Here is a 20,720-nt window from a genome sequence, read left to right on the forward strand (position 1 = left end):
CGACATGGCCCCGGACCGCGCACTCCCCAACCTCCCGTCGAGCGACTTCGACGTCACGCAGCGCTTCTACGAGACCTTCGGCTTCCGCCCGACGTTCCGCGACGACGGCTGGATGATCCTGCGGCGGGGTGCCGTCGAGATCGAATTCTTCCCGCATCCCGACGTCGATCCGCTGACGAGCAGCCATCAGTGCACGATCCGCGTGGACGACCTGGACGAGCTGTGGCAGGCGATCCACGCGACGGGCGTGCCCGTGGCCGTCACCGGGCATCCGCGCCTGCACGAACCCCGCGTCGAGACCTCCGGACTCCGGATCGGCTATCTGATCGACACCGACGGCACGCAGCTCACGCTGATCCAGAACTAGGCACGGCGTCCCTGCGCCCCGGCACCCGTCGGCCGATGAAGAGCAGACCGAGGCCGATCGCCGCCAGCACGACACCCGCGCCGGCGGCGACCCACGCCGTCGAGGCGGGGATGTCGAGGTACACCGTGATCCCGAGGATCCGCGACAGCCCCCACGGGAGCAGACCCATCTGGTCGTTCCACGCGGTGAGCGCTCGCTCGAGCCCGACCATCGCGATGACCGCAGCCGGCACCGCGAGACCCGCGCCGACGGCGGCGAGCATCGCGCCCGTCGCGCGCCGCGCGCCGATGCGGGCGGCCAGCGCCCAGCCGACGGCGACGAACAGCCAGACGAAGAGCGCGAACGCCACGGCGATGTAGAGCGAGCGGCGCACAGGATCGGTCCAGAACGCGAACCAGTAGCCCCCCGGACCGCTGAACGACAGCGCCGCGAGCACGAGCGCGCAGCGCAGCACGACGACTCCGCCGATCGTGGCGAGCACCGCCCACCCCCACCGTCCGCGGAACAGCACGAGCAGCAGGGCGACGAACACGGCCCACGCTCCGAGCGTCACCGCGAGATGCACCCAGGACAGGAAGGACGTCTGCACCGCCCTCGTCGCGACGAGGAGCGCACCCGGCACGAGGACCAGCAGCACATGGTCGGCCCGCAGCATCCCGAGCGTCGACTCCCCCGCCCGCCACGGACGGGTCGAGCTGACCCAGGTCGCGCGCGCCGCCATCGCCCCCGGACGCCGGACCAGTCGCGTCCGCGCGGACAGGATGCCGATCAGCACCCATGCCGCGGTGAGCACCAGCAGCACCCGAGCCATCCACGCCATCGCGAGATCGCGGTCGCCGCGTTCGATCCCGAGCTCGGCGGCCGTGAGGTTGAACGCCGGGTGGTCGACGTCGCCCTCGTACGCGGCGAGGTGGGCGGCGGCCTGCGCCGTGTAGGCGTCACGGGCCGTCTGCCATGCGGCGTACGAGTCGGCGGAGAGCGTGTCGTGCCACGCTGCCTGATGCAGGATCATCGCCCGGTAGGACCCGAGCAGGTCGAGCGTGTCCTGCTCGTAGTCGAGGCTGCCGAGGAACGCCTCGCGCAGCCCGGCGTCGCGCCAGGTCGATGGGTCGGTCCCCTCGATCAGCGCGCGCATCCGCTCCACGGCGTCGGATGCGATATCGCCGCCCTGCACAGCCTCGTCGAGTCGGTCGCGGGAGATCGTGTAGATCACGTCGAGCACCGCGGAGTCGCCGGTGAGGATGTCCCACTCGAAGATCCACATCATGGGCGGGGGCTCCAGCCCGATCGCCGAGACGCGCTGCTCCGCGAACGGCGGGATGTACAGCCCCTGCTCGATGGCGGTGCGCGACAGCGCCATGGCATCCGTGATCGCCCGGACGGTGGCCGGGTCGTCGGAGAACCACTCCCGAGCCCACCCCTCCGTGATCTCGGCAGGGTCCGCGTCCGGATCGCGCGCGAGCTGCACGGCCAGCTGCGAGTTCAGGTCCGCGAGCTGCCAGAAGCCCGCCTTGTCGTAGAGGATCATCGGTCCCGCGCGCCACGGGCCGCCGTCCTGCGCCCACGCCCAGATGCCCTCGATGCGATCGTTCGACGCGAGCAGCTCCTGCAGCGCCCAGGCGTACTCCGCACCGAGGTCGTTGGGGAACGCCCCGTTGTTCTCGAACTCGCGACGACTCTGGAACTCGACGATCCGCCGCTGCTCGCCCTGCTGCAGGGTGTCGTTCAACGGCAGCCAGCTGTAGAAGTCCCCGAGCGTGTACTTCGTCGACACGATCAGCGCCGGCGAGTCGACCCCGCCGAGCACGGCCTCGTACGACGCGGCGTTCGTGTGCATGTCGCCGACGGCGCCGACGCCGACGCTCCAGGTGCGGAAGATCACCTCGCGTCCGGAATCCTCGGCCTGACCGGTGAGCGCGGTGAGCATCGCGCGCACCGCCTCGGGCGTGGTCACGGCCAGCGCCGAGTAGTAGTCCCAGCCCTCCACGTCGTACACGCGCCCCGCCTCGCCGATGCGGATGAGCACGCCGTCGAGCGCGGGCTCGGCGGCGTAGAGCTCGTCGAGCCCCGCAGCATAGACATCCCAGAGCTCGGGTGACGTGGTGTCGAGGGTGCCGAAGCGGTCGGTGAGATAGGCCTCGAGCGGCGAGGTGAGGGTGAGCATGTCGGTGCGCAGGAACACCTTCATCCCGAGCTCCTCGGCGCGGTCCCAGAACGGCCCGAAGGCCTCGCGCAGCGCGAGCGCCTTGGCCACGTGCTCGTCGCCGTCCGCATAGACCCCGTCGACCTCGTCGAAGGTCGCGAACTCGACGAAGCCGGGGAAGGAGATGGCGTTGTACCCGTCGGCGATGACGCGGCGGAGGTATCCGTCGTAGTCGTCGTAGGCCGCGGCGAGCGCCTGCTCGTCGATGTAGGGCGCCTCGGGGAGGAACACATCCGCGAACGCCTTCGACGCGTGGGAGTAGTCGGTTCCCGGCAGCCATTCCGCCGGGTCCGCAGCGACGCCGACGGCACCGAGATCGACCATGCGGAACGGGAGTCGCGACGTCACCGGGGTTCCGATGCCGGCGGTGATGTCCTTCCCCTGCCGGATCGCGGCCGCCAGGTCGTAGATGCCGCGCGCCGCCCCCGCCTCCCCGGCCTCGATGCGCAGCGCATCGGGCGTGCCCGCCAGCAGATAGCCCTCGTCATCGACCGCACCCACGTGGGGTTGCACGAGCACGACGGTCAGGGTCGCGCTGCCCGCGGTCTCGACCCCCGCCAGCGCGGCATCGAGCTCGTCGACGGCGACGCGCATCCGCTCGGACCCGCCGGCACCGACCACGGTGATCTGCGGAGGCGGGACGGATGCCGACACCGTCTCGACCGCGCGAGACTCCCCGCCCATCCGCTCGGCGGGCTGGGCCCGGATCCCGAGGGCGTCGCCGACCACCAGCCCGACGCCGGCCCCCGCGGCCAGGAGCACGGCGACGACGATCAGCGCGAGGATACCGCGGGCGCGCGCCGACTTCTCGGGCACGGCCGTCTTCGCTCGCATGGAGGAACTCTATCGACGTCCGGGGACGGTTCTCGCCACGGTGTCCCGCGTCGGAGCGCCCCGCTACAGCTCCTCGACCGCGCGTCGCGCCTCGGCGACCTCGTCAGCGGCGGCATCCGCCTGCTCCTGAGCCTTCGCCTGCGTCGCCTCGGCCTCGGGCGTCTCCCGCTGCACGCGGTCGCTCTCCTTCCGCACCTTCGCGAGTCGGGCCTCGAGGTCGGCCTCTTCCTCGGACAGCTCGGCGGCGCGCGAGCGGAGCGCCTCCAGCGCCGTGGTCTGCTTCGCCAGCGCACGCTCGGCTGTGGTGAGCTCCTTCTCCGCAGCGGCGACCCGTCGCTCGGCATCGCGGCGCACCCGCCGGGCCTGCAGCTCATCCGCGGGGCGCGCGGGAGCGGCCGGGAGCGCGGTGACCTCGCCGGCCACCGCGTCGCGCACGTCATCCGCGCTTCCGGTGGGCTCCAGGGCGCGGGTCAGCCGCCCCGAGGCGACCGCCGCCGCGGCACCGGGGTCGAAGAACGCGGCCGAGATGGTCTGCTCCACGGCCTCGAGCGTCGCCGGGGTGATGCGCTCGCCACGGGAACCCGCGAGTTCCGCCGCGGTCTCGGCCAGCCGTCGCGTGAGCGTGCGCCGTTCCCTGCCGAGCTTCGCCAGCGTCGCGGCATCCAGATCGTCCTGTGCCTCACGGAGCTCGGCGGCGAGCTGCAGCGCCTGGTCCAGCTGCCCCGCGCGCTCCTGGGCGAACAGGTTCACGACCCAGGCCGCGATCGACGGCTTGCGGAGCGCGCGGATCTGCGCGGACAGGGCGGCGTCGCCCACTTCCTTGGCACGGGCGTTGCGTGCGGACACGAAGTCCTCCGGTGGGCCGGCGCAGAGCCCGGCCGCGATCTCCTCGAGAGTCGGATCGGCCATGCGCCCACGATACGCGGACGACCCCGTCCGCCCGGGAGATCGGGAACGCTACTCGATGGACAGGTAGTCGGCGGCGTCTGCGGCCACGAGCGTGCGGGCGTTGAAGCCGCCCTTGCCATTGCCCGGATAGAGGAAGAGCTCTCCCGCGGGAGTGCGTCCCAGCAGATCGGCGCGCTCGTCGCCGTTGTAGTCGACGCCGCCGGTGAGGGCGGTGAACTCCAGCCATCCGGCACCGGCCGTGCGGCGTGCGCCGAACCCGTTGACGCCGCCGGGATAGAAGTAGAGCGTGCCCGTGTCGTCGATCCCGATGATGTCACCGCGCCCGTCGTTGTCGAAGTCTCCGCCGACGAGGAAATGGAACCCTTCCCAGCCGCCGCCGAGCGTCACGTAGGGCGTCGCGAAACCTCCCCACCCGGAGCCGCGGAAGATGGTCATGACTCCGGCGGCCGAGACGCCGATGACATCCTGCTTGCCGTCTCCGGTGTAGTCCGCGCCCGATGTCACGTGCAGCATGTCGTACCAGCCGTTGCCCACGACCGCGACCGCCTGGAACCCTCCGTTGCCCACGCCGGCGAAGTACTCCAGCGCCCCATCGGATCGCGCCGCGATGATGTCGGCCTTGTCGTCCCCGTTGAGGTCGGTGTGCGTGAAGTGGCGCCGGACGGTGCCCAACCCGACGTACGTGGCGGTCTTCTGGAACCCGCCGGCGCCGTTGCCGGCGCGGAGCTGGACGTCCCCGTTGCCCGCGACCGTCAGCAGGTCGGCCTTGTCGTCGCCGGTGTAGTCGGCCGAGGCGACCACGGAGCCGTTGTCGCTGCCGAGGCCGGGGAAGAACAGCGGGATCGGGTCACCGCGCCGCACGTCGCTCAGGCAGGTGAAGCCGCCGTTGATCGCCGTGTAGACCGCTCCGTTCAACCGCACCTCGAAGTGCAGGTGATTGGCGGTGGTCGCCCCGGTCTTGCCCACCACTCCGATCTGCTGGCCCCGCACGACCGCGGTGCCCGGCGGGTACCATCCGGGGGCGACCATGTGGGCGTAGCGCGTCACATAGCCGCCGGGGTGCTCGATGTCGGTGTAGTTCCCGTAGCCGTTGTTGGCCGTGCGGGTCTTGATCACTCCGTCGTACGCGGCGAGGATCGGATCTCCTCCGCGCCCGGTGATGTCGATCCCCTCGTGCGGACGGTAGTCGCCGAGGCATCCGTCCCAGACGATCGACTGGATGTTGCCCGAGGCGGGGAAGATCATCTGCCCGTCGGTGGCCGCTGCGGCCGGGGCTCCACCGGAGAGGGAGGGCACGAGTGCTCCGACGACCAGCACCATCGCGGTGACCGCGCTCACGCGCACGAGACGCCAACGGGATGCTCGCTTCATCTCGACGTTCTCTCTGCTCGGTCGGCCCCAGGGACGCAGTGTCCTCCGCCGTCACCGTACCAGGGCAGGTGCGGCCGATCGGCGAGCCTCGGCCGGGGACCGCGGGTGTCGCCCTGACGCGCATCGCCTCGGTCAGAGCAGGTCGAACGTGCCCCCGAACGGCGCGCTGTCATCGCCGTTGTCGCGGTGGTCGTACTCGACGGTGTCGACCGAGATCACCACCTGGGTCGCGGCGGAGACCAGCACGCTCACCGAGCGGTTCCCGACCACGATGAACTCGACGAAGCGCGGACCGGCCCGCACGGCCGACTCGATCTCCCCCTTCAGGTCGTCGACGTCCTGTCCCTGCGCCAGGAAGTACCCGACGTCGTTGACCGTGACCTGGGTGCGCACCATGGTCCGCATCTCACTCATTCCACTCGCCTCCCCGTTCTCCGTCATCCGGCGACACTAGACCGCCGGCGGTCGCCGCAGAAGGGGATTGCGCGCAGGACCATTCCCGGGCATGCACCGACGGACCTGCTCGGGTGTACGGTTCATGAATGGGCAGACTCCGGTACGACGGCACCTCGGATCCGATCCTCATCGAGGACAAGACCCTGGCGCATCTGAAGATCGTGATCGCGACCAAGCTCCGCCGCCAGGAGAGCTTCATGATGACGTGGCGCCCGGTCAACGGCGGCGAGGACCAGCGCGCGACCGTATGGATCCACCCGGCGATCCCGTTGCAGTTCGGATTCGACAGCGCCGACCCGCCCGCGGTCGACCCGCACCTGATCGCCGACATGATGAAGGCCCTCAACGCCACGGGAGAACTGGTCCTGGACCACCTCGTCGACCCTCGCTGACGACACGGCGGAGGTCGCCGCCCTCACCGCCCGGAAAACCGAGCGCGCACGATGCGGAAGACGGAACTAGGCTGTATGCGCGCCCGCGCACGGCCTGACCTCCGCCAGGTCTCGGCCGCGGCGTGAGCCCATACGACCTCCCCCCACGGTCCACGTGTTCCCCGCTCGGCGGGACGGAGCTGCAGCTCCGCGACGTGGCCTCGCCAGAAAGGCTTGCAGCTCATGAGCGAATCCTCCGGAAGCACCGATCGCGACGAGCGGTCCCCCGACTTCTTCGATCAGCTGATCGAGACCAACCCGCGTGAGCCGCAGGCGGCCTTCACCGTGGGATTCCGCGGCTACGACAAGGGCGAGGTCGATGCTGCGCTCAGCACCCTCCGCACCCAGATCGAGCAGCTGACGACCGACCTCGCCGCGACCAAGGCCGCCCAGGCCGAGGCCGTCGAGGCCATCCGCGACGAGGAGCGCGCGGCCCGTGAGGCGCTCGAGGGCGAGCTCAGCGCCGCGGCGGCGAAGGCCTCCGACGCCGAGCAGCAGATCGCGACCCTCACCTCGGAACTCGTCGACGCCCCGCAGCCGGATGGCAAGGAAGCGCCGTCCCGCCAGCAGTTCGAGGCGATCCTCCGCGTGGCCGAGGAGCAGGCGAACGTCCTGATCCAGAACGCCGCCGTCCAGGCCGATCGCCTGATGACCTCGGCTCGTGAAGAGGTCACGGCGCAGCGCGCCGAGGCCGAGGCCGACGCCGAGCGCATCACCGCGCAGGCGCAGCGCGACGCCGATCAGGTGCGCCTGAAGATGGACACCGAGTACACGGCGCACGAGGCGCGCATCGAGCGCGAGGCCGCGCACGCCGCCGAGAAGGTGAACCAGGCCGCGCAGGAGGCGACCGCGATCCGCACCGAGGCGGAGAAGGGCGCAGCCGCGCTCCGCTCCCTCGTCACCCGCGAGACGACCCAGCTGCGCGCGGATGCCGAGCGCGAGGTGCGCGACATGAACGCGCGCGTCCTCGAGTTCGAGGAGACGCTGAGCCGCCGCCAGGATGACGCGCAGCAGGAGTTCCTCGTGCTGCACAACCAGGCCGTGGCCCACGCGGAGCGCATCACGAACGATGCCAACGAGCAGGTGGCGGCATCGCTCGAGCACGCCCAGCGCATCTCGTCCAGGGCCGAGGACTACGAGCACCTGACGCGCTCGCAGGCGCAGGCGATCGAAGCCGACGCGAAGGTGCGGGCCCGCGAGATCCTCGATCGCTCCCGTGTGAAGTCGCAGAAGATCGTCGAGTCGGTCACCGGTCACACCACGGCCGTGCTGCGCGATGCGGAAGACCGCGCCCGTCAGCTGCGCTGGCAGCAGCAGCAGCTGACGAGCTTCATGGCCGAGGTGCGCGAGCTCATCCGCCCCGACGGCATCTTCTCCGACGAGGCCCTCCCCGCGGAGATCGCCGAGAGCGCTCCGGCAGAGAACGCGGACGATGAGGTGGCCGACGACGAGTTCCTCGGAGACGAGTTGCTCGAGGACGAGCTCGACGACGACCGCCCGCTCGAGAAGATCACGATCGACGTGGTCGACGCCGAGGAGAGCAGCAAGCGCTGACGCCGTCGAACGATCGGAAAGAGGTGCGCGCGGGTGACCGCGCGCACCTCTTCTTCGTCCTGTCGGCATCCACCGATCGGTGGATGCCGTGATCCGCCGGTCCACCGCTACCGCCCACGGCTGCGCACCCGGCAGTCTGGGATGCATGACAGAGAGCGTGATCGAGGTCCGCGACCTCCGCAAGGACTACGGCGACTTCACGGCGGTGGACGGCATCAGCTTCGACATCGAGCGCGGCGAGACATTCGCGCTCCTCGGCCCCAACGGCGCGGGGAAGTCGACGACGATCGAGATCCTCGAGGGCTACCGCCACCGCAGCTCCGGCGACGTGAGCGTGCTCGGCGTCGACCCGCAGCACGGCGGCCTGGACTGGAAGGCGCGGCTCGGCATCGTGCTGCAGTCCACCGGGGAGGCCGGCTCGTTCACGGTGCGGGAGCTCCTCAAGGAGTTCGCGGGCTACTACCCGCGGCCGCGCGACGTCGACGAGGTGATCGCCGCCGTCGGCCTGGAGGAGAAGCAGCGCACGCGGGCCGCACGACTGTCGGGCGGTCAGCAGCGTCGGCTCGACGTGGCCCTCGGCATCATCGGCCGGCCGGAGCTCCTGTTCCTCGACGAGCCGACCACCGGGTTCGATCCCGAAGCCCGCCGCCAGTTCTGGGAGCTCATCCGCTCGCTCAAGGCCGAGGGCACGAGCATCCTGCTCACGACGCATTACCTCGACGAGGCCGCGCAGCTCGGCGACCGCGCCGCGGTCATCGCCGGAGGGACCATCGCCGCGATGGGACGCATCGACGAGCTCGGCGGAGCGGAGTCGCGCATCCCGCTCGTGCGCTGGACCGACCCCACGGGGGCACGGCGCGAGGAGCGCACCGGCGAACCCGGGGCGCTCGTCGCCGCTCTGCAGCGCGACGGCGGCGAGCCCCGAGACCTCGAGGTCGTCCGCCCCACTCTCGAGGACATCTATCTCGACCTGATCCGCGCGTTCGACTCGCGCATCGAGGAGACGGCAGCATGACCACCACCACGACGAGCACGACGCCGACACGGTTCGGTCCGGGCCGCACGATCCGCCTGGGAGTCCGGCGCATCCCGTTCGAGCTGCGCCAGTACTTCCGGGCCGGAGATCAGGTCTTCTTCACGTTCCTCTTCCCGACGCTCATGTACGTCGTCTTCGCCACCATCTTCACGGGCGACATCGGCGAGGGACCGGATCAGGTCAGCATGGCGACCTACTACCTGCCGGGACTCATCGCCGGTGGCATCCTGCTGTCCGGAGTGCAGGCGCCCGCGCTCGAGATCGCGGCCGAGAAGAGCGACGGCACCCTGAAGCGCCTCGGCGGGACACCGATCTCGCCCGTCACCTACTTCATCGGCAAGATCGGCGAGGTGTTCGTCACGGCGATCCTGCAGATCGCCCTGCTGATCGTCGTCGCCGTCGTCGTCTACCGTGTCGAGCTGCCGACGGACGCGGCGATCTGGGGCCGCTTCGCCTGGATCTTCGCTCTCGGGCTGATCGCCTGCACCCTCCTCGGGATCGCGCTGTCGTCCGTCCCCCGTTCGGGCAAGTCCTCGGCAGCGGTGGTGATCCCGATCGTGCTGCTGATCCAGTTCGTCTCCGGTGTCTACATCGCATTCTCGATGCTCCCCGAATGGCTGCAGAACGCGGCAGGCGTCCTTCCCGTGAAGTGGATCGCCCAGGGGATGCGGTCCGTGTTCCTCCCCGATTCCTTCCGCGTGGCCGAGACGAGCGGCTCGTGGGACATCGGGCTCATCGCCCTGATGCTGGTGGTCTGGCTGGCCGTGGGGCTGGTGCTCAGCCGGCTCACGTTCCGCTGGATCCGTCGCGATCGCTGACATCGATGGAAGAGTGGTCGGCATGAGGACGACCTTCACGGAGCGCGTGGGATGGGACCTCGCATCGGCGGCCCTGTTCGTCGTGACGCTCATCCTCGCCTTCACCCTGCCGCCGCGCTTCCCGGGCTCGTCCTGGCTGCTCGTCGCCACCGCCTGCGGCGTCGCCGCCGTCTACGCGTTCGGCGCCCGACGCTATGTGAGCTTCCGCGAGGGCCCGGAGCCCTCTCCCCTGGTCTCGGGACTGCTGCAGGCCGCCCTCGTCGTCCTGCTGGCGCTCGGCACCTCGATCGAGCCGACCATGATGCTGCTGCAGACGCTCGTGCTGCCGCTGATCTGGATGACGTCGCGCTCCACCCGGCAGTCCATCATCGTCACCCTGCTGAACGCCGTGGTGCTCGCGATCGCCTACGCCGCGTCCGACGGCTTCCGCCCGGGGATGCTGCTCGCCGGAGTCGTCACCTCCGGCCTGTCCGCGGCCTTCAGCGTCGCGCTCGGTCTCTGGATCACGCGGATCGCCGAGTGGGGCACGGAGCGTCAGCGCCTGCTCGCCGATCTCACCGCGGCGCAGCACGGGCTGGAGGCCGCGAGTCGGGAGGCCGGTGCCGCCGCCGAGCGCGCCCGCCTCGCCCGGGAGGTGCACGACACGATCGCGCAGAGCCTCACCAGCATCGTGATGCTCGCCGAGCGCAGCCGCCGGGACGGCTCCCCGGAGGCGATCGCCCTCATCGAGGATGCCGCGCGCGAGGCGCTGCGCGAAGCGAGGGCCCTCGTCGTCGTCGAGTCCTCGGCGGCCGATCCCTCGGGGTCGCTCGCCGAGGCGCTGCGGCGGCTCGGCGAGAGGTTCAGCCGCGAGACCGGCCTTCCGGTCTCGGTCGACGCCTCGCCGCTCGTCGTCCCGAGAGACCTCCAGGTCGTCCTCCTGCGCTGCGCGCAGGAGGGCCTCGCGAACGTGCGCAAGCACGCGGCCGCCGGAGCGGCGTCGCTCGTGCTGACCGTGGACGACGATGCCGTCCTGGTCGTGACCGACGACGGTCGCGGCCTGCGCGGCGCCCGTCCTGACGGCGGAGACATCGGTGAAGGCGGCGGGTTCGGCCTCGCCGGCATGCGCGATCGGGTCGCCCTCGTGGGCGGCACGCTCGAGGCGCGCGACGGCGAGACCTCCGGGACGACGCTCACCGTGCGCATCCCGCTCGCCGTCGGGCAGGAGACGGCATGATCCGCGTCATCGTCGTGGACGACCATCCGATCGTCCGGTCCGGCATCGTCGGCCTGCTCTCGCTGGACGACGAGATCGATGTGGTCGGCGAGGCCGCCGACGGCGCCGAAGCCATCGAGCTGGCCTCGGCCCTGCGCCCCGACGTCGTGCTCATGGACCTGCGCATGCCGAACGTGTCCGGCGCAGACGCCACCGCGCGGATCACCTCGGGACTCCCGGGGGTGCGGGTGCTCGTGCTCACGACGCACGAGGGAGACGACGACATCCTCGGCGCGATCGAGGCGGGCGCGAGCGGCTATCTGCTCAAGGCCGCGCCCCAGGCCGAGATCGTCGCCGGCATCCGATCCGTCGCCGAGGGGCACACCGTCCTGGCGCCCAGCATCGCGGCGACGCTCGTCACCCGCATGCGTCGGGAGGAGTCGACGCGCCCGTCGCTCAGCCCTCGAGAGCTCGAGGTGCTGCGCCTCGTGTCACGCGGCCGGAGCAACCCGGAGATCGCCCGCGAGCTCTTCATCGGCGAGGCGACGGTGAAGACGCATCTGCTGCATGTCTTCGAGAAGCTCGAGGTCTCGGACCGGACCCGAGCGGTCACGCTGGCGCTGGAGCTCGGTCTGCTCTGAGACCGCGCCCCGGCGCCCGGCGCTGCGGCTACGCGCGGCCGAACTGCGCGACGGCCGGGCAGTCGAACGGGTCGGCGCCGGCGGAGAGCCCCACACGGTTGAGATAGTCGATCACGATCTTGTACGACCGCAGAAGGCTCGTCTCCGTGTACGGCACGTTGTTCGCCGCGCAGTAGTCGCGGACGATCTCGCGCGCCTTGGCCAGGTGCGGCCGCGGCATGCTCGGGAACAGGTGGTGCTCCACCTGGTAGTTCAGGCCGCCCATGAGCCAGGTCGTCCACCATCCGCCGCTGATGTTGCGGGAGGTGCGGACCTGCTTGGTGAAGAAGTCGAGGCGGGCCTTGGGATCGATGATCGGCATGCCCTTGTGGTTGGGGGCGAACGCGGCCCCCATGTAGACGCCGAAGACGGCGAACTGCACGCCCATGAAGGCGAACGCCATTCCGAGGGGGAGCATCATGAACACGGGCACGAGGATGAGGGCGAACCGCAGGGCGATGATGCTGAGCTCGGTCCAGCGGCCCTTCACGTTCTTCGTCGTCGTGAGGTACTTCAGACCGAGGAAGTGGAGGTTCAGCCCCTCGAGCGTGAGCAGGGGGAAGAAGAGCCAGCCCTGCTTGCGGGTGATCAGCTTGATCAGGCCCTTCGCCTTCGCGGCGTCCTCTTCGAGGAACGAGATCGTATCGACCTCGATGTCGGGGTCCTTGCCGACCTGGTTCGGGTTTCCGTGGTGCTTGGTGTGCTTCGAGTCCCACCACGAGTAGCTCATGCCGATGCTGGCGATCACGATGCGGGCCAGCTTGAAGTTCGCCGGCCCCGTGGTCAGGATCTGGCGGTGCGCCGCCTCGTGTCCGAGGAACGCGATCTGGGTGAGCACGATGCCGAGACCTGCGGCGATGAGCAGCTGGAACCAGCTGTCGCCGAGCAGGATGAAGCCCGTGATCAGTCCGCCGAGGGCGACGGCGATGCCGGCCGCGACGGCGACGTAGAACCACTGCGCGCGACGCAGGAGACCCGTCTCCTTCACGACCTGCGAGACCTGCTTGTAGGCCTGGGCCATCGGAGGGAACTCCGCGTTGCCGGCGTAGGTCTGACGGATCGGACCCAGCGTTGCCGCGGTCGTTTCGATCTGTGTGATGGAGATGATGCTCTCCCGTCGATCGGAGCCCTTGAGCTGTGAAAGCCCAAGGCGACTGCCCAACGCTTACCTCACGATAGCCCGACCCACATACGGCTCCGGGAATACATCCGGGGCCCTTGACGCGCCGCTTTCCGTGTGCTCGGCGTCAGGCGCGAGCGCGTCGCGGACGACGGCGGAACGCACGGGGAAGCACGAGTGCACGGCCCTGCGCGATCGGGGCCTTGGCGTGCTGGCGGCGCTCGAGAGCGGAGCGCGCGTCATCGAGGGAGTCGAAGGCGCCGAGCTCGGTGCCGTGGTTGTCGCGCACGAGGTGCGCGGTGCCGTCGAACTCGACGAAACCGGCGAATTCGCCGTTCCGGGTCGCGACGTGCACGTCGGCGTCGGCCTGCTTCCAGGTCAACGGATCGGATGGGGGGAAGGTGGTGGTGCTCATGGTGATGCTCATTGCTGTGTGGCGGGCACGCGTGGGCGCTCCGCAAGATGTGAGATTCAGAGCGGATGCCGCGCGCATCGATGTGCGTGGTCCGTGATGGCCCTGATCAGTGGCGACGTGGCGGCCGAGAGGGGCACAGCACACACGTTGCATGAACAGTGTAGCAGACCCTGCCGCACCCTCCTCCGCCTCCGTCTCACCGACTCAGTTCGAGGGCGGCTGGCCGCCTCCTCCCGGACCCCCCGCACCGCCGCCCGGTGCACCACCGGCGGCCGGCGTGGTGCTCGTGTCGACGCCGACCACGAGCGTCGCCGTGTACCCCTTCGTCGCATCGCCGCTGAGGGTGGCGAGCTGCGCGGCGCCCGCGTCGTCGCCGAACACGTTGTCGCCCGCGAGCGTGACCTGGGCCAGGTTCTGCGCGGACCCCGCATACGCGGACTGCGCATAGACGGCCGAGCAGGCTGCCTCGGGAAGCGCCATCTGCGAGGTCGCGATCGCGTTGGCGGCGTCGGTGATCGACGCGGCGTCGGGGAACACCTCGAAGTGGATGTGCGGCCATCGACCCGAGTAGCAGCCGGGGAAGATCGAGGTGAACGACACCCTGCCGTCGGCATCCGCCACCTGCACGCCGCGCAGATAGGTGACGTCCTCCAGGCCTGAGGAGTAGAGGGAGTACTCGCCCTGCGCCGTGCAGTGCCACGCGTAGACGGCGACGCCGGCGAAGGGGACGCCGCCGTTCGCCAGATCGACGATCTGGAAGGCGATGGTGAGCGGCACGCCGTCGGCCGTCGCCGCCCCGTCGATCGACGAGCGGATGTCGCGGCGGATGATGCCGGAGTCCTCGAGGACGTCCGGCCCGTTGGAGCCGTCGCCGGGATAGGGCCCCGCGGTCTCGTCGGGGATCTCCCCCGTCACGACCGCGTCCCCGGCGGTGGGCGTCGGCGTCACGGTCGGCGTGGGCGTCGCGGTCGCCCCGCCGGAGGCGGCCGGCGCGCAGGCGGCCAGCACGACGGCGCCGACACCGAGCCCGGCGAGGCCGAGGATGCCGCGGCGGCTCATCAGCGTGCCGATGTCGAAGACCACGCCCTGGTCGACGACCTCCTCGTCGGCCCGATCGAGCAGCCGCCCCTCGTAGGCGGGACCGTCGGGTGTCTGGATGGGTTCGGGGATACGGCTCATGGTCGGGCTCCTCTCGAGTGAACCGATGGTGGGTCGTCACCATGGTCCTCAACCACTCGATCAGGATGCTCTGCCCGGGCTATGGGCTTCCTATGTCTCGGAGCGCGGCGCGGTGACGGAGTCGCGCGGCACCGGAGGACGGAGGACCAGCACCACGACGACGATCACCAGGATCAGTGCGGAGAGCGTCACCGGGATCGGAAGCACGGGGTCGAGCAGCACGAGGAGAGCGCCGACCGGGACGACCGTGTTCACGACACGGTCGGCGTTCTCCCGGATCGCGATCCACCAGATGCCGATCAGGAACACGGCGATCGGGATCGTGACGGTGAACGAGGCGGCGATGTTGGAGATGTGGCTCTCGTGCGTCAGCACGTCGAGCTCCACCTCGATGCCGGCGGAGAACGCGGCCGCGGCCGCGAAGACGAAGTAGTGCGTGTACCCGTACCGCAGGGAGTTGCGGAAGCTGCTGATCGCGCGGTGATGCGGCGGCCAGAAGTAGATCCACCAGAGGGATGCCGTCACCACGAGCGTCAGCACCGAGATCGCGATCAGCGGACCGAGGGTCTCGACCTCGTCGAGCGCGTCGATGATCGCGTTCGCCGAGGCCAGCAGGCTCTCGCCGAGCACGATCAGCGTGAACAGACCGTAGCGCTCGGTGATGTGATGCGGATGCCACGGCGTCTGCTGCCGGTACTCGGCGAAGACCGGCACGCCGATCTCGATCAGCAGGAACACCACGAAGGCAACGATCTGCAAGGGACCGACCGGCACCAGCAGGAAAAGCACCCACAGCACCTGGACGGCGGCGATGCCGACGGCGTAGCGTATCGTCGCCGCACGCAGCGGTCCCGCCGAACGGGAGGCGCGCAGCCACTGCGCGACCATCGCGATGCGCATCACGACGTAGCCGAGCACCACGACCGTGAAGTCCCCCTCGTTGAACGCCCGCGGGATCCCCGCCGCGAAGACGAGGACGCCGCCCATCTGCACGAACGTCGTGACGCGGTACAGCCAGTCGTCGGTGTCGAACGAGGTCGCGAACCAGGTGAAGTTCATCCACGCCCACCAGATCGCGAAGAACAGCATGGCGTAGGAGGTGATGCCGTGCAGGAAGTCGCCGTGGCTGAGGGCGTGATGCAGCTGCGCCGAGGCGATGCTGACGGCGACGACGAAGACGAGGTCGAAGAACAGCTCCAGCGTGCTCGCGGTGCGGTGCGGCTGGGCGGGATCGCGCGGCAGCATGGTGCGAAGCTGGAAGCGCGAGGCGGCGGAGTTCACGGTCACCGCGCCAGGATAGCCCCCTCCGGAATATTGATACGTCCATTCGGCGGAGATATCTTCCGCTCACGCCATCCATCCGCTACAGTGTTCAAAGTCTGCTGTGCCTGCTGCTAGCGACCGCCGTGTGGGACGGCGAAATGCACTCCGTGAGTGGGATCACCGAGTTCCAGCAGGACCCGAGGGGTCGGGACGCAGACGATTGCCGTGAACGTGGGGTTCATGGTCTGGGGAAATCTGGGGAATCACATGTCGCACTGGGGATTTTTGCGTACATTCACGGCTCAAGGGGCCTCGGCATGACTTCCGTCGAGGATGCTCTGAGCATCTCTCGTCCGGGCTCGGTCTTCCTGCCGATCGCCGCTCCGAGAGCGACCAAGTCGGTGACGCGCACGGTGGTCACACCTCGCGCCTCCGCGACTCTGGAAAGACGTCGCCAGTGGGAGCGCCGCTATCGGATGCGACTGCGGATCACGGATGCGGCCGTCATCCTGTTCGCCGTCGTCCTGACCGCGACGGTCCAGCTGAGCGCCGGCATCACCGGGTTCGAGGTCCTTCGAGACGGCGTCCCCCTCGCCGCTCTCTGGTACTTCATGCTCAGTGCTCTGCACACGCGGGACGCCGCGTTGTTCCGTGCGAGTGCCACCGAGTACCGCGGCGTGGTCCACGCCAGCGGGCTCGCCTTCGGGATCATCGCCATCGTGGCGGTGCTGCTCGCATGGGAGTCGATGCAACTGACGCTGCTGCTGGGGCTGCCCGTCGGTGTGCTGACTCTTCTGGTGACCCGGTGGTTGTGGCGCCACTGGCTCCAGGCCCAACGCACGCAGGGGAGGTTCGCCTCGCGGACCCTCGTCGTGGGCAACAGGGATGACGTCGAGTACGTGGTGCGCACCCTGCACCCGATCGGCGCGTCCGGCTACCAGGTGGTCGGCGCGACGCTCCTCGACGGCAATGCCCGCGAGGTGGAGATCGACGGCGCGGTGTTCCCCGTTCTGGGGAACGTGAACACCGTGTCGTCGGTCGCCGCCGAGCTGGGAGCCGACACGATCATCGTGGCCAGCCGTCCCGAGGGCGAGCCCGAGTTCGTGAAGCAGCTGAGCTGGCAGCTCGAGGGGACCGCTGCCGAGCTCGTGCTGTCGAGCCGTCTCACCGACGTCGCAGGCCCCCGGATCTCGTTCGCGCCCGTCGAGGGGCTGCCGCTCATCCAGGTCAAGATCCCGACGTACGAAGGCGGGGTGCACGTGCTCAAGCGCGCGCTCGACATCGCCGTCGCCACGGTCGCGCTGATCCCGATCGGACTGCTGACTCCGGTCCTCGCCGCGCTCATCAAGCTCGACTCTCCCGGACCCGTGTTCTTCTTCCAGGAGCGCGTGGGCCGCGACGGCCGCACGTTCAAGATCGTCAAGTTCCGCTCGATGAAGACCGACGCCGAGCAGCAGCTCGCCGCCCTCAAAGAGGCGAACGAGGGCGCGGGACTCCTGTTCAAGATGAAGGACGACCCTCGGGTGACCCGCGTCGGCAGGATCCTGCGCAAGCTCTCTCTCGACGAACTGCCGCAGTTCTGGAACGTCCTCGTCGGCGACATGAGCGTGGTGGGTCCGCGTCCGCCGCTTCCGAGCGAGGTCACCGCCTACGACGGCACCATCTTCCGCCGCCTGTACATCAAGCCCGGCATCACGGGTCTGTGGCAGGTGTCCGGCCGCAGCGATCTCTCGTGGGACGAGAGCGTCCGCCTCGACCTCCGCTACGTGGAGAACTGGTCCGTGATGAACGACCTGCAGATCATGTGGCGCACCGCCAAGGCGATGGTGCAGCCGAGCGGTGCATACTGAACGGATGAGTCCAGGGAACACGGCACCCGTCGCTGAGTCCGTCGACATCGCCGGCGTCCGCGTCGACTCGTTCACCGAGGCCTCGCTGGTCGACCACGTGCTCGAGATGGCGAAGAGCGACGGCGTCGACGTGGCGGTCGGCGTCAACGCGCACGTGTGCAACCTGGCTCGCAAGGACCCGCGGTTCCGTCGCCTCGTGGACGACGGCTCCACGTACGCCGACGGCCAGTCCGTCGTGTGGGCCGCGAAGCTGCTCGGCGGGCATCTCCCCGGGCGGCTCGCGACCACCGACATCGCCGAGCCTGTGCTGCGCGCGGCAGCGGATGCCGACATCCCGGTCTACTTCTTCGGTGCTGCAGAGGGCGTTGCCGAGCGTGCCGCGGCGATCCTCCGGGCGAAGATCCCCGGGCTGCGGCTGCGTACGCACCACGGCTACGTGGCTGCCGACCGGATCGACGAGGTCCTCGACGACATGCGGTCGCACGGCACCGGCATCCTCTTCGTCGGTATGGGGGATCCGGCGCAGCAGCTCTGGATCGACGCTCACCGCGATCGCCTGCCTCCCGCTGTCCTCACCTGCGGCGGCCTCTTCGACTGGCTCAGCGGATCGAACAAGCGCGCGCCCGCGTGGATGATCCGCGGGGGTCTGGAATGGCTGTGGCGCCTCATCATCGAGCCCCGACGACTCGCGAAGCGGTACCTTCTGGGCAATCCGTCGTTCATGGCCGCCGTCGCGACGCAGAGACTCCGCGGGTCCAGGGCATGAGCGGTGCCGCGAGCTCGCCGCGCGGCGAGCTCGCCCGCGGCGGTGCGCTGAGCTTCGCGGGGTCGGCGGTGAGCGCCGTCATGGGGCTCGTGCTGATCGTGATCCTCGGCCGGCTGCTCGGCGACGCGGGCTCCGGAGTCGTGCTGCAGGCGGTGGGCATCTTCACGATCGCCCTCGGGGTCGCGCGTTTCGGGATGGACTCGGCGGCGATCTGGATCCTTCCGCGTCAGTTGGAGGACCAGCGGCAGCTGCTGCGGCCGACCGGGGCGTTCCTGCTGATCACATCCGCCGTCGTCGGACTGGTCTGCTCCGCCGTGCTCTTCGTCGGCGTCCTGATCGTCGAGGCGCAGGCCCCGGGAGACGAGGTCGCCGCGGCGCTCCGGACGATCGTCTGGTTCCTGCCGGTCGCCTCCGTCATGCTCACCGCGCTCTCGGCGACGCGGGCGCTCGGCAAGGTGAACGCCTACGTCCTGGTCGGCAACGTGGCACTCCCGACCCTGCGCCCGATCGCCATCGCCGTCGCGGTCGGGCTGGGAGCCGGAGCGGTCGCCGCCTCCTTCGCCTGGGCGCTGCCGCTGCTCCCCGCCGCGATCGCCGCGATCGCGGTGATGCTCGTGCAGCTCCGACGGCTGGGGCGGACGAGCGAGCCCGGATTCCTGCGATCCGACGTGCCCAAGCGCACCCTGCAGTACGCACTCCCCCGCGTCGTCTCCTCGGCGCTCGAGCAGCTGCTGATCTGGCTGGCGGTGATCATCGTCGGCGCGATCGCCGGCCCCGCCGCCGCAGGCGTGTACGGCTCCGCGAGTCGCTTCGTCGCCGCCGGGATGATCGTCGACACCGCGCTCCGCGTGGTCGTCTCGCCGATGTTCAGCCGGATGCTGCACCGCAAGGACACCGGCGAGCTCGAATCCGTCTATCGGACGGCCACCGTGTGGCTGGTGCTGTTCAGCACGCCCGTGTACATCCTCCTCGCCGTCTTCGCCCCGGTCGCGCTGTCCCTGCTCGGAGAGTCGTTCGCCGACGGCCAGAGCGTCCTGATCGTGATGTCCGTCGGCTCGATCGTGACCTTCCTCGCCGGCAACATCCATTCCGTGCTGCTGATGAGCGGCCGCAGCGGATTGGCCGCGCTGAACAAGGCCGTCGCCGTCGCCGTCAACGTGGCGCTCATCTATCTCTTCGTGCCCCTCTGGGGCATCACGGGCGCCGCCGTCGCGTGGGCGGTCGCCTGCGCGCTCGACGCAGCACTCGCCTCCCTGCAGGTGCGCTTCGTCCTCGGGCTGCGGGTGTCGCCGCTCGCCGGTCTCTACCCGCTCGTCGTCGCCATCGTCACGATCGGCGTCCCCGCCGCGGGCTTCCGACTGCTCTTCGGCGCGACGTGGCTCGGCCTGATCGCCACAGCCATGGTCGGCGCCGCGCTGTTCCTCACGTGGTGCCGTCTCGATCGCCGGCGTCTCCACCTGGATCAGCTGCGCCTCCCGGGCGCACGATAGATCTGAAGACAGGTCTGGTGCGGAATACACCGGCATGCTAGAGTGCCGCCTGGGGAATCTTCTCGTCTCTACGTATGAGAAGCCGCTCGGTGGGACGAGCAAATCAGAATCTGGGGAAAACAGGGGATGTCTAACGACGTTTTGGGGACGCCTGCTGCGAGAAAACGCAGCACGGCACTATGGATAGCGATCGCGGCAGTGGTACTCGCCGTCGTCGGGACGATCAGCGCGTTCGCGCTCACCGCCAACCGCGACGACCAGGCTGCGACAGGCTCAGGACCTTCGCCGACGCCGAGCGTGACGGCGACGCCCGCTCCGGCAGCGCCGCCGACCGTCGCCGGTGAGATCGACGCCGACGAGGCGCAGCTCACCATCCAGACCGCGCTGGCCGCGCCGATCGGCACCGCCGGTACGTCGGCTGATCTGGCCGCCGTACTGAAGGACGTCGCGGTCGACGCCTATGCGGCCGAGGTCGAGGCGCAGTGGCAGGAACTCATCTCGCAGGGCTGGAGCATCGACGGCTCGCCCACGCTGGTGTCGACCGAGGTCACGAGCCTCTCCGCCGACGCCGAACCTCCGACGGCGGAGATCACCGCCTGCGTCGACTCGTCCGCGGTGACGATGCTCGACGCGAACGGCGATCCGATCGGCGACGACTCGGCGAAGACGCCCCGAGCGCTCCACCTCTTCACACTCATCCAGGGAACCGATGACATCTGGCGGATCTCCGCCCACGGCTTCCCCAACGACCCGACATGCTGAACACGGCTGCTGACGAAAGGC

General features: G+C 69.7%; 19 protein-coding genes. 11 read left to right on the top strand and 8 right to left on the bottom strand.

Going from position 1 to position 20,720, the window contains the following annotated elements; genetic code table 11:
- Nucleotides 1-4 precede the first annotated feature (4 nt).
- Complete coding sequence (locus MRBLWH11_RS01675; protein ID WP_341946463.1) at nt 5-367, top strand: bleomycin resistance protein; 363 nt, start codon at nt 5-7, stop codon at nt 365-367.
- On the opposite strand, the gene MRBLWH11_RS01680 is transcribed toward MRBLWH11_RS01675, so the two are convergent.
- From MRBLWH11_RS01680 to MRBLWH11_RS01695, 4 genes are all read right to left on the bottom strand, one after another.
- Nucleotides 348-3,404: a hypothetical protein gene (locus tag MRBLWH11_RS01680; protein WP_341946464.1), complete on the bottom strand. Its 3,057-nt coding sequence runs from the start codon at nt 3,402-3,404 to the stop codon at nt 348-350. The genes MRBLWH11_RS01675 and MRBLWH11_RS01680 overlap by 20 nt on opposite strands.
- Before the next feature lie 63 nt (nt 3,405-3,467).
- The gene (locus MRBLWH11_RS01685) at nt 3,468-4,313 is read right to left on the bottom strand and encodes a transposase (protein ID WP_116634188.1); all 846 of its coding nucleotides are present in this window, start codon (nt 4,311-4,313) and stop codon (nt 3,468-3,470) included.
- A gap of 48 nt (nt 4,314-4,361) precedes the next feature.
- Nucleotides 4,362-5,684: a VCBS repeat domain-containing M23 family metallopeptidase gene (locus MRBLWH11_RS01690; protein ID WP_341946465.1), complete on the bottom strand. Its 1,323-nt coding sequence runs from the start codon at nt 5,682-5,684 to the stop codon at nt 4,362-4,364.
- Nucleotides 5,685-5,816: 132 nt separating this feature from the next.
- The gene (locus MRBLWH11_RS01695; protein WP_341946466.1) at nt 5,817-6,098 is read right to left on the bottom strand and encodes a hypothetical protein; all 282 of its coding nucleotides are present in this window, start codon (nt 6,096-6,098) and stop codon (nt 5,817-5,819) included.
- A 128-nt stretch (nt 6,099-6,226) separates the two neighbouring features.
- Here MRBLWH11_RS01695 and MRBLWH11_RS01700 point away from each other — a divergent pair, with 128 nt between their 5' ends.
- From MRBLWH11_RS01700 to MRBLWH11_RS01725, 6 genes are all read left to right on the top strand, one after another.
- Complete coding sequence (locus MRBLWH11_RS01700; protein ID WP_116634185.1) at nt 6,227-6,532, top strand: hypothetical protein; 306 nt, start codon at nt 6,227-6,229, stop codon at nt 6,530-6,532.
- A 222-nt stretch (nt 6,533-6,754) separates the two neighbouring features.
- The gene (locus MRBLWH11_RS01705) at nt 6,755-8,125 is read left to right on the top strand and encodes a cell division initiation protein (protein WP_116634747.1); all 1,371 of its coding nucleotides are present in this window, start codon (nt 6,755-6,757) and stop codon (nt 8,123-8,125) included.
- Nucleotides 8,126-8,270: 145 nt separating this feature from the next.
- A complete protein-coding gene (locus tag MRBLWH11_RS01710; RefSeq protein ID WP_341946467.1) occupies nt 8,271-9,140 on the top strand; it encodes an ABC transporter ATP-binding protein in 870 nt (289 codons plus the stop codon).
- Nucleotides 9,137-9,979, top strand: coding sequence for an ABC transporter permease (locus tag MRBLWH11_RS01715; protein WP_341946468.1), 843 nt, complete (start codon nt 9,137-9,139; stop codon nt 9,977-9,979). Before MRBLWH11_RS01710 ends, MRBLWH11_RS01715 begins: the two co-directional genes overlap by 4 nt.
- 22 nt (nt 9,980-10,001) lie before the next feature.
- Nucleotides 10,002-11,195, top strand: coding sequence for an ATP-binding protein (locus MRBLWH11_RS01720; RefSeq protein ID WP_341946469.1), 1,194 nt, complete (start codon nt 10,002-10,004; stop codon nt 11,193-11,195).
- Nucleotides 11,192-11,815, top strand: a complete 624-nt coding sequence (locus tag MRBLWH11_RS01725) for a response regulator transcription factor (protein WP_116634181.1) — start codon at nt 11,192-11,194, stop codon at nt 11,813-11,815. The genes MRBLWH11_RS01720 and MRBLWH11_RS01725 overlap by 4 nt, the downstream gene beginning before the upstream one ends.
- Before the next feature lie 28 nt (nt 11,816-11,843).
- Here MRBLWH11_RS01725 and MRBLWH11_RS01730 read toward each other — a convergent pair whose 3' ends face one another.
- The 4 genes from MRBLWH11_RS01730 to MRBLWH11_RS01745 all read right to left on the bottom strand — a co-directional run bounded on the left by MRBLWH11_RS01730 (nt 11,844) and on the right by MRBLWH11_RS01745 (nt 15,813).
- Complete coding sequence (locus tag MRBLWH11_RS01730; RefSeq protein WP_207769928.1) at nt 11,844-12,962, bottom strand: acyl-CoA desaturase; 1,119 nt, start codon at nt 12,960-12,962, stop codon at nt 11,844-11,846.
- Between the two features lie 139 nt (nt 12,963-13,101).
- Nucleotides 13,102-13,389, bottom strand: coding sequence for a hypothetical protein (locus MRBLWH11_RS01735; RefSeq protein WP_133192776.1), 288 nt, complete (start codon nt 13,387-13,389; stop codon nt 13,102-13,104).
- Between the two features lie 204 nt (nt 13,390-13,593).
- Nucleotides 13,594-14,568 carry an intradiol ring-cleavage dioxygenase gene (locus MRBLWH11_RS01740; RefSeq protein ID WP_116634179.1) on the bottom strand — a complete coding sequence of 325 codons (975 nt, stop codon included), beginning with the start codon at nt 14,566-14,568 and terminating at the stop codon, nt 13,594-13,596.
- A 90-nt stretch (nt 14,569-14,658) separates the two neighbouring features.
- Entirely contained in the window at nt 14,659-15,813 is a 1,155-nt protein-coding gene (locus MRBLWH11_RS01745; protein WP_116634745.1) for a low temperature requirement protein A, read from the bottom strand.
- Nucleotides 15,814-16,148: 335 nt separating this feature from the next.
- On the opposite strand from MRBLWH11_RS01745, the gene MRBLWH11_RS01750 reads away from it, so the two are divergent.
- The 4 genes from MRBLWH11_RS01750 to MRBLWH11_RS01765 all read left to right on the top strand — a co-directional run bounded on the left by MRBLWH11_RS01750 (nt 16,149) and on the right by MRBLWH11_RS01765 (nt 20,699).
- Complete coding sequence (locus MRBLWH11_RS01750; RefSeq protein WP_116634178.1) at nt 16,149-17,681, top strand: sugar transferase; 1,533 nt, start codon at nt 16,149-16,151, stop codon at nt 17,679-17,681.
- Between the two features lie 4 nt (nt 17,682-17,685).
- Nucleotides 17,686-18,447 carry a WecB/TagA/CpsF family glycosyltransferase gene (locus MRBLWH11_RS01755; protein ID WP_116634177.1) on the top strand — a complete coding sequence of 254 codons (762 nt, stop codon included), beginning with the start codon at nt 17,686-17,688 and terminating at the stop codon, nt 18,445-18,447.
- Nucleotides 18,444-19,937 (top strand): polysaccharide biosynthesis C-terminal domain-containing protein, encoded by a 1,494-nt coding sequence (locus MRBLWH11_RS01760; RefSeq protein ID WP_165807998.1) that lies wholly within the window; start codon nt 18,444-18,446, stop codon nt 19,935-19,937. The genes MRBLWH11_RS01755 and MRBLWH11_RS01760 overlap by 4 nt, the downstream gene beginning before the upstream one ends.
- Nucleotides 19,938-20,135: 198 nt before the next feature.
- Nucleotides 20,136-20,699 (top strand): hypothetical protein, encoded by a 564-nt coding sequence (locus MRBLWH11_RS01765; protein ID WP_116634175.1) that lies wholly within the window; start codon nt 20,136-20,138, stop codon nt 20,697-20,699.
- Nucleotides 20,700-20,720 lie beyond the last annotated feature (21 nt).

The organism is Microbacterium sp. LWH11-1.2 (assembly GCF_038397745.1).
Classification (GTDB): domain Bacteria; phylum Actinomycetota; class Actinomycetes; order Actinomycetales; family Microbacteriaceae; genus Microbacterium.

Bases quoted from the DNA above. Each gene is read 5' to 3' on its own strand.
- MRBLWH11_RS01675 (WP_341946463.1), top strand. From the start codon at position 5: ATGGCCCCGGACCGCGCACTCCCCAACCTCCCGTCGAGCGACTTCGAC.
- MRBLWH11_RS01680 (WP_341946464.1), bottom strand. From the start codon at position 3,404: ATGCGAGCGAAGACGGCCGTGCCCGAGAAGTCGGCGCGCGCCCGCGGT.
- MRBLWH11_RS01685 (WP_116634188.1), bottom strand. From the start codon at position 4,313: ATGGCCGATCCGACTCTCGAGGAGATCGCGGCCGGGCTCTGCGCCGGC.
- MRBLWH11_RS01690 (WP_341946465.1), bottom strand. From the start codon at position 5,684: ATGAAGCGAGCATCCCGTTGGCGTCTCGTGCGCGTGAGCGCGGTCACC.
- MRBLWH11_RS01695 (WP_341946466.1), bottom strand. From the start codon at position 6,098: ATGAGTGAGATGCGGACCATGGTGCGCACCCAGGTCACGGTCAACGAC.
- MRBLWH11_RS01700 (WP_116634185.1), top strand. From the start codon at position 6,227: ATGGGCAGACTCCGGTACGACGGCACCTCGGATCCGATCCTCATCGAG.
- MRBLWH11_RS01705 (WP_116634747.1), top strand. From the start codon at position 6,755: ATGAGCGAATCCTCCGGAAGCACCGATCGCGACGAGCGGTCCCCCGAC.
- MRBLWH11_RS01710 (WP_341946467.1), top strand. From the start codon at position 8,271: ATGACAGAGAGCGTGATCGAGGTCCGCGACCTCCGCAAGGACTACGGC.
- MRBLWH11_RS01715 (WP_341946468.1), top strand. From the start codon at position 9,137: ATGACCACCACCACGACGAGCACGACGCCGACACGGTTCGGTCCGGGC.
- MRBLWH11_RS01720 (WP_341946469.1), top strand. From the start codon at position 10,002: ATGAGGACGACCTTCACGGAGCGCGTGGGATGGGACCTCGCATCGGCG.
- MRBLWH11_RS01725 (WP_116634181.1), top strand. From the start codon at position 11,192: ATGATCCGCGTCATCGTCGTGGACGACCATCCGATCGTCCGGTCCGGC.
- MRBLWH11_RS01735 (WP_133192776.1), bottom strand. From the start codon at position 13,389: ATGAGCACCACCACCTTCCCCCCATCCGATCCGTTGACCTGGAAGCAG.
- MRBLWH11_RS01740 (WP_116634179.1), bottom strand. From the start codon at position 14,568: ATGAGCCGTATCCCCGAACCCATCCAGACACCCGACGGTCCCGCCTAC.
- MRBLWH11_RS01745 (WP_116634745.1), bottom strand. From the start codon at position 15,813: ATGCTGCCGCGCGATCCCGCCCAGCCGCACCGCACCGCGAGCACGCTG.
- MRBLWH11_RS01750 (WP_116634178.1), top strand. From the start codon at position 16,149: ATGACTTCCGTCGAGGATGCTCTGAGCATCTCTCGTCCGGGCTCGGTC.
- MRBLWH11_RS01755 (WP_116634177.1), top strand. From the start codon at position 17,686: ATGAGTCCAGGGAACACGGCACCCGTCGCTGAGTCCGTCGACATCGCC.
- MRBLWH11_RS01760 (WP_165807998.1), top strand. From the start codon at position 18,444: ATGAGCGGTGCCGCGAGCTCGCCGCGCGGCGAGCTCGCCCGCGGCGGT.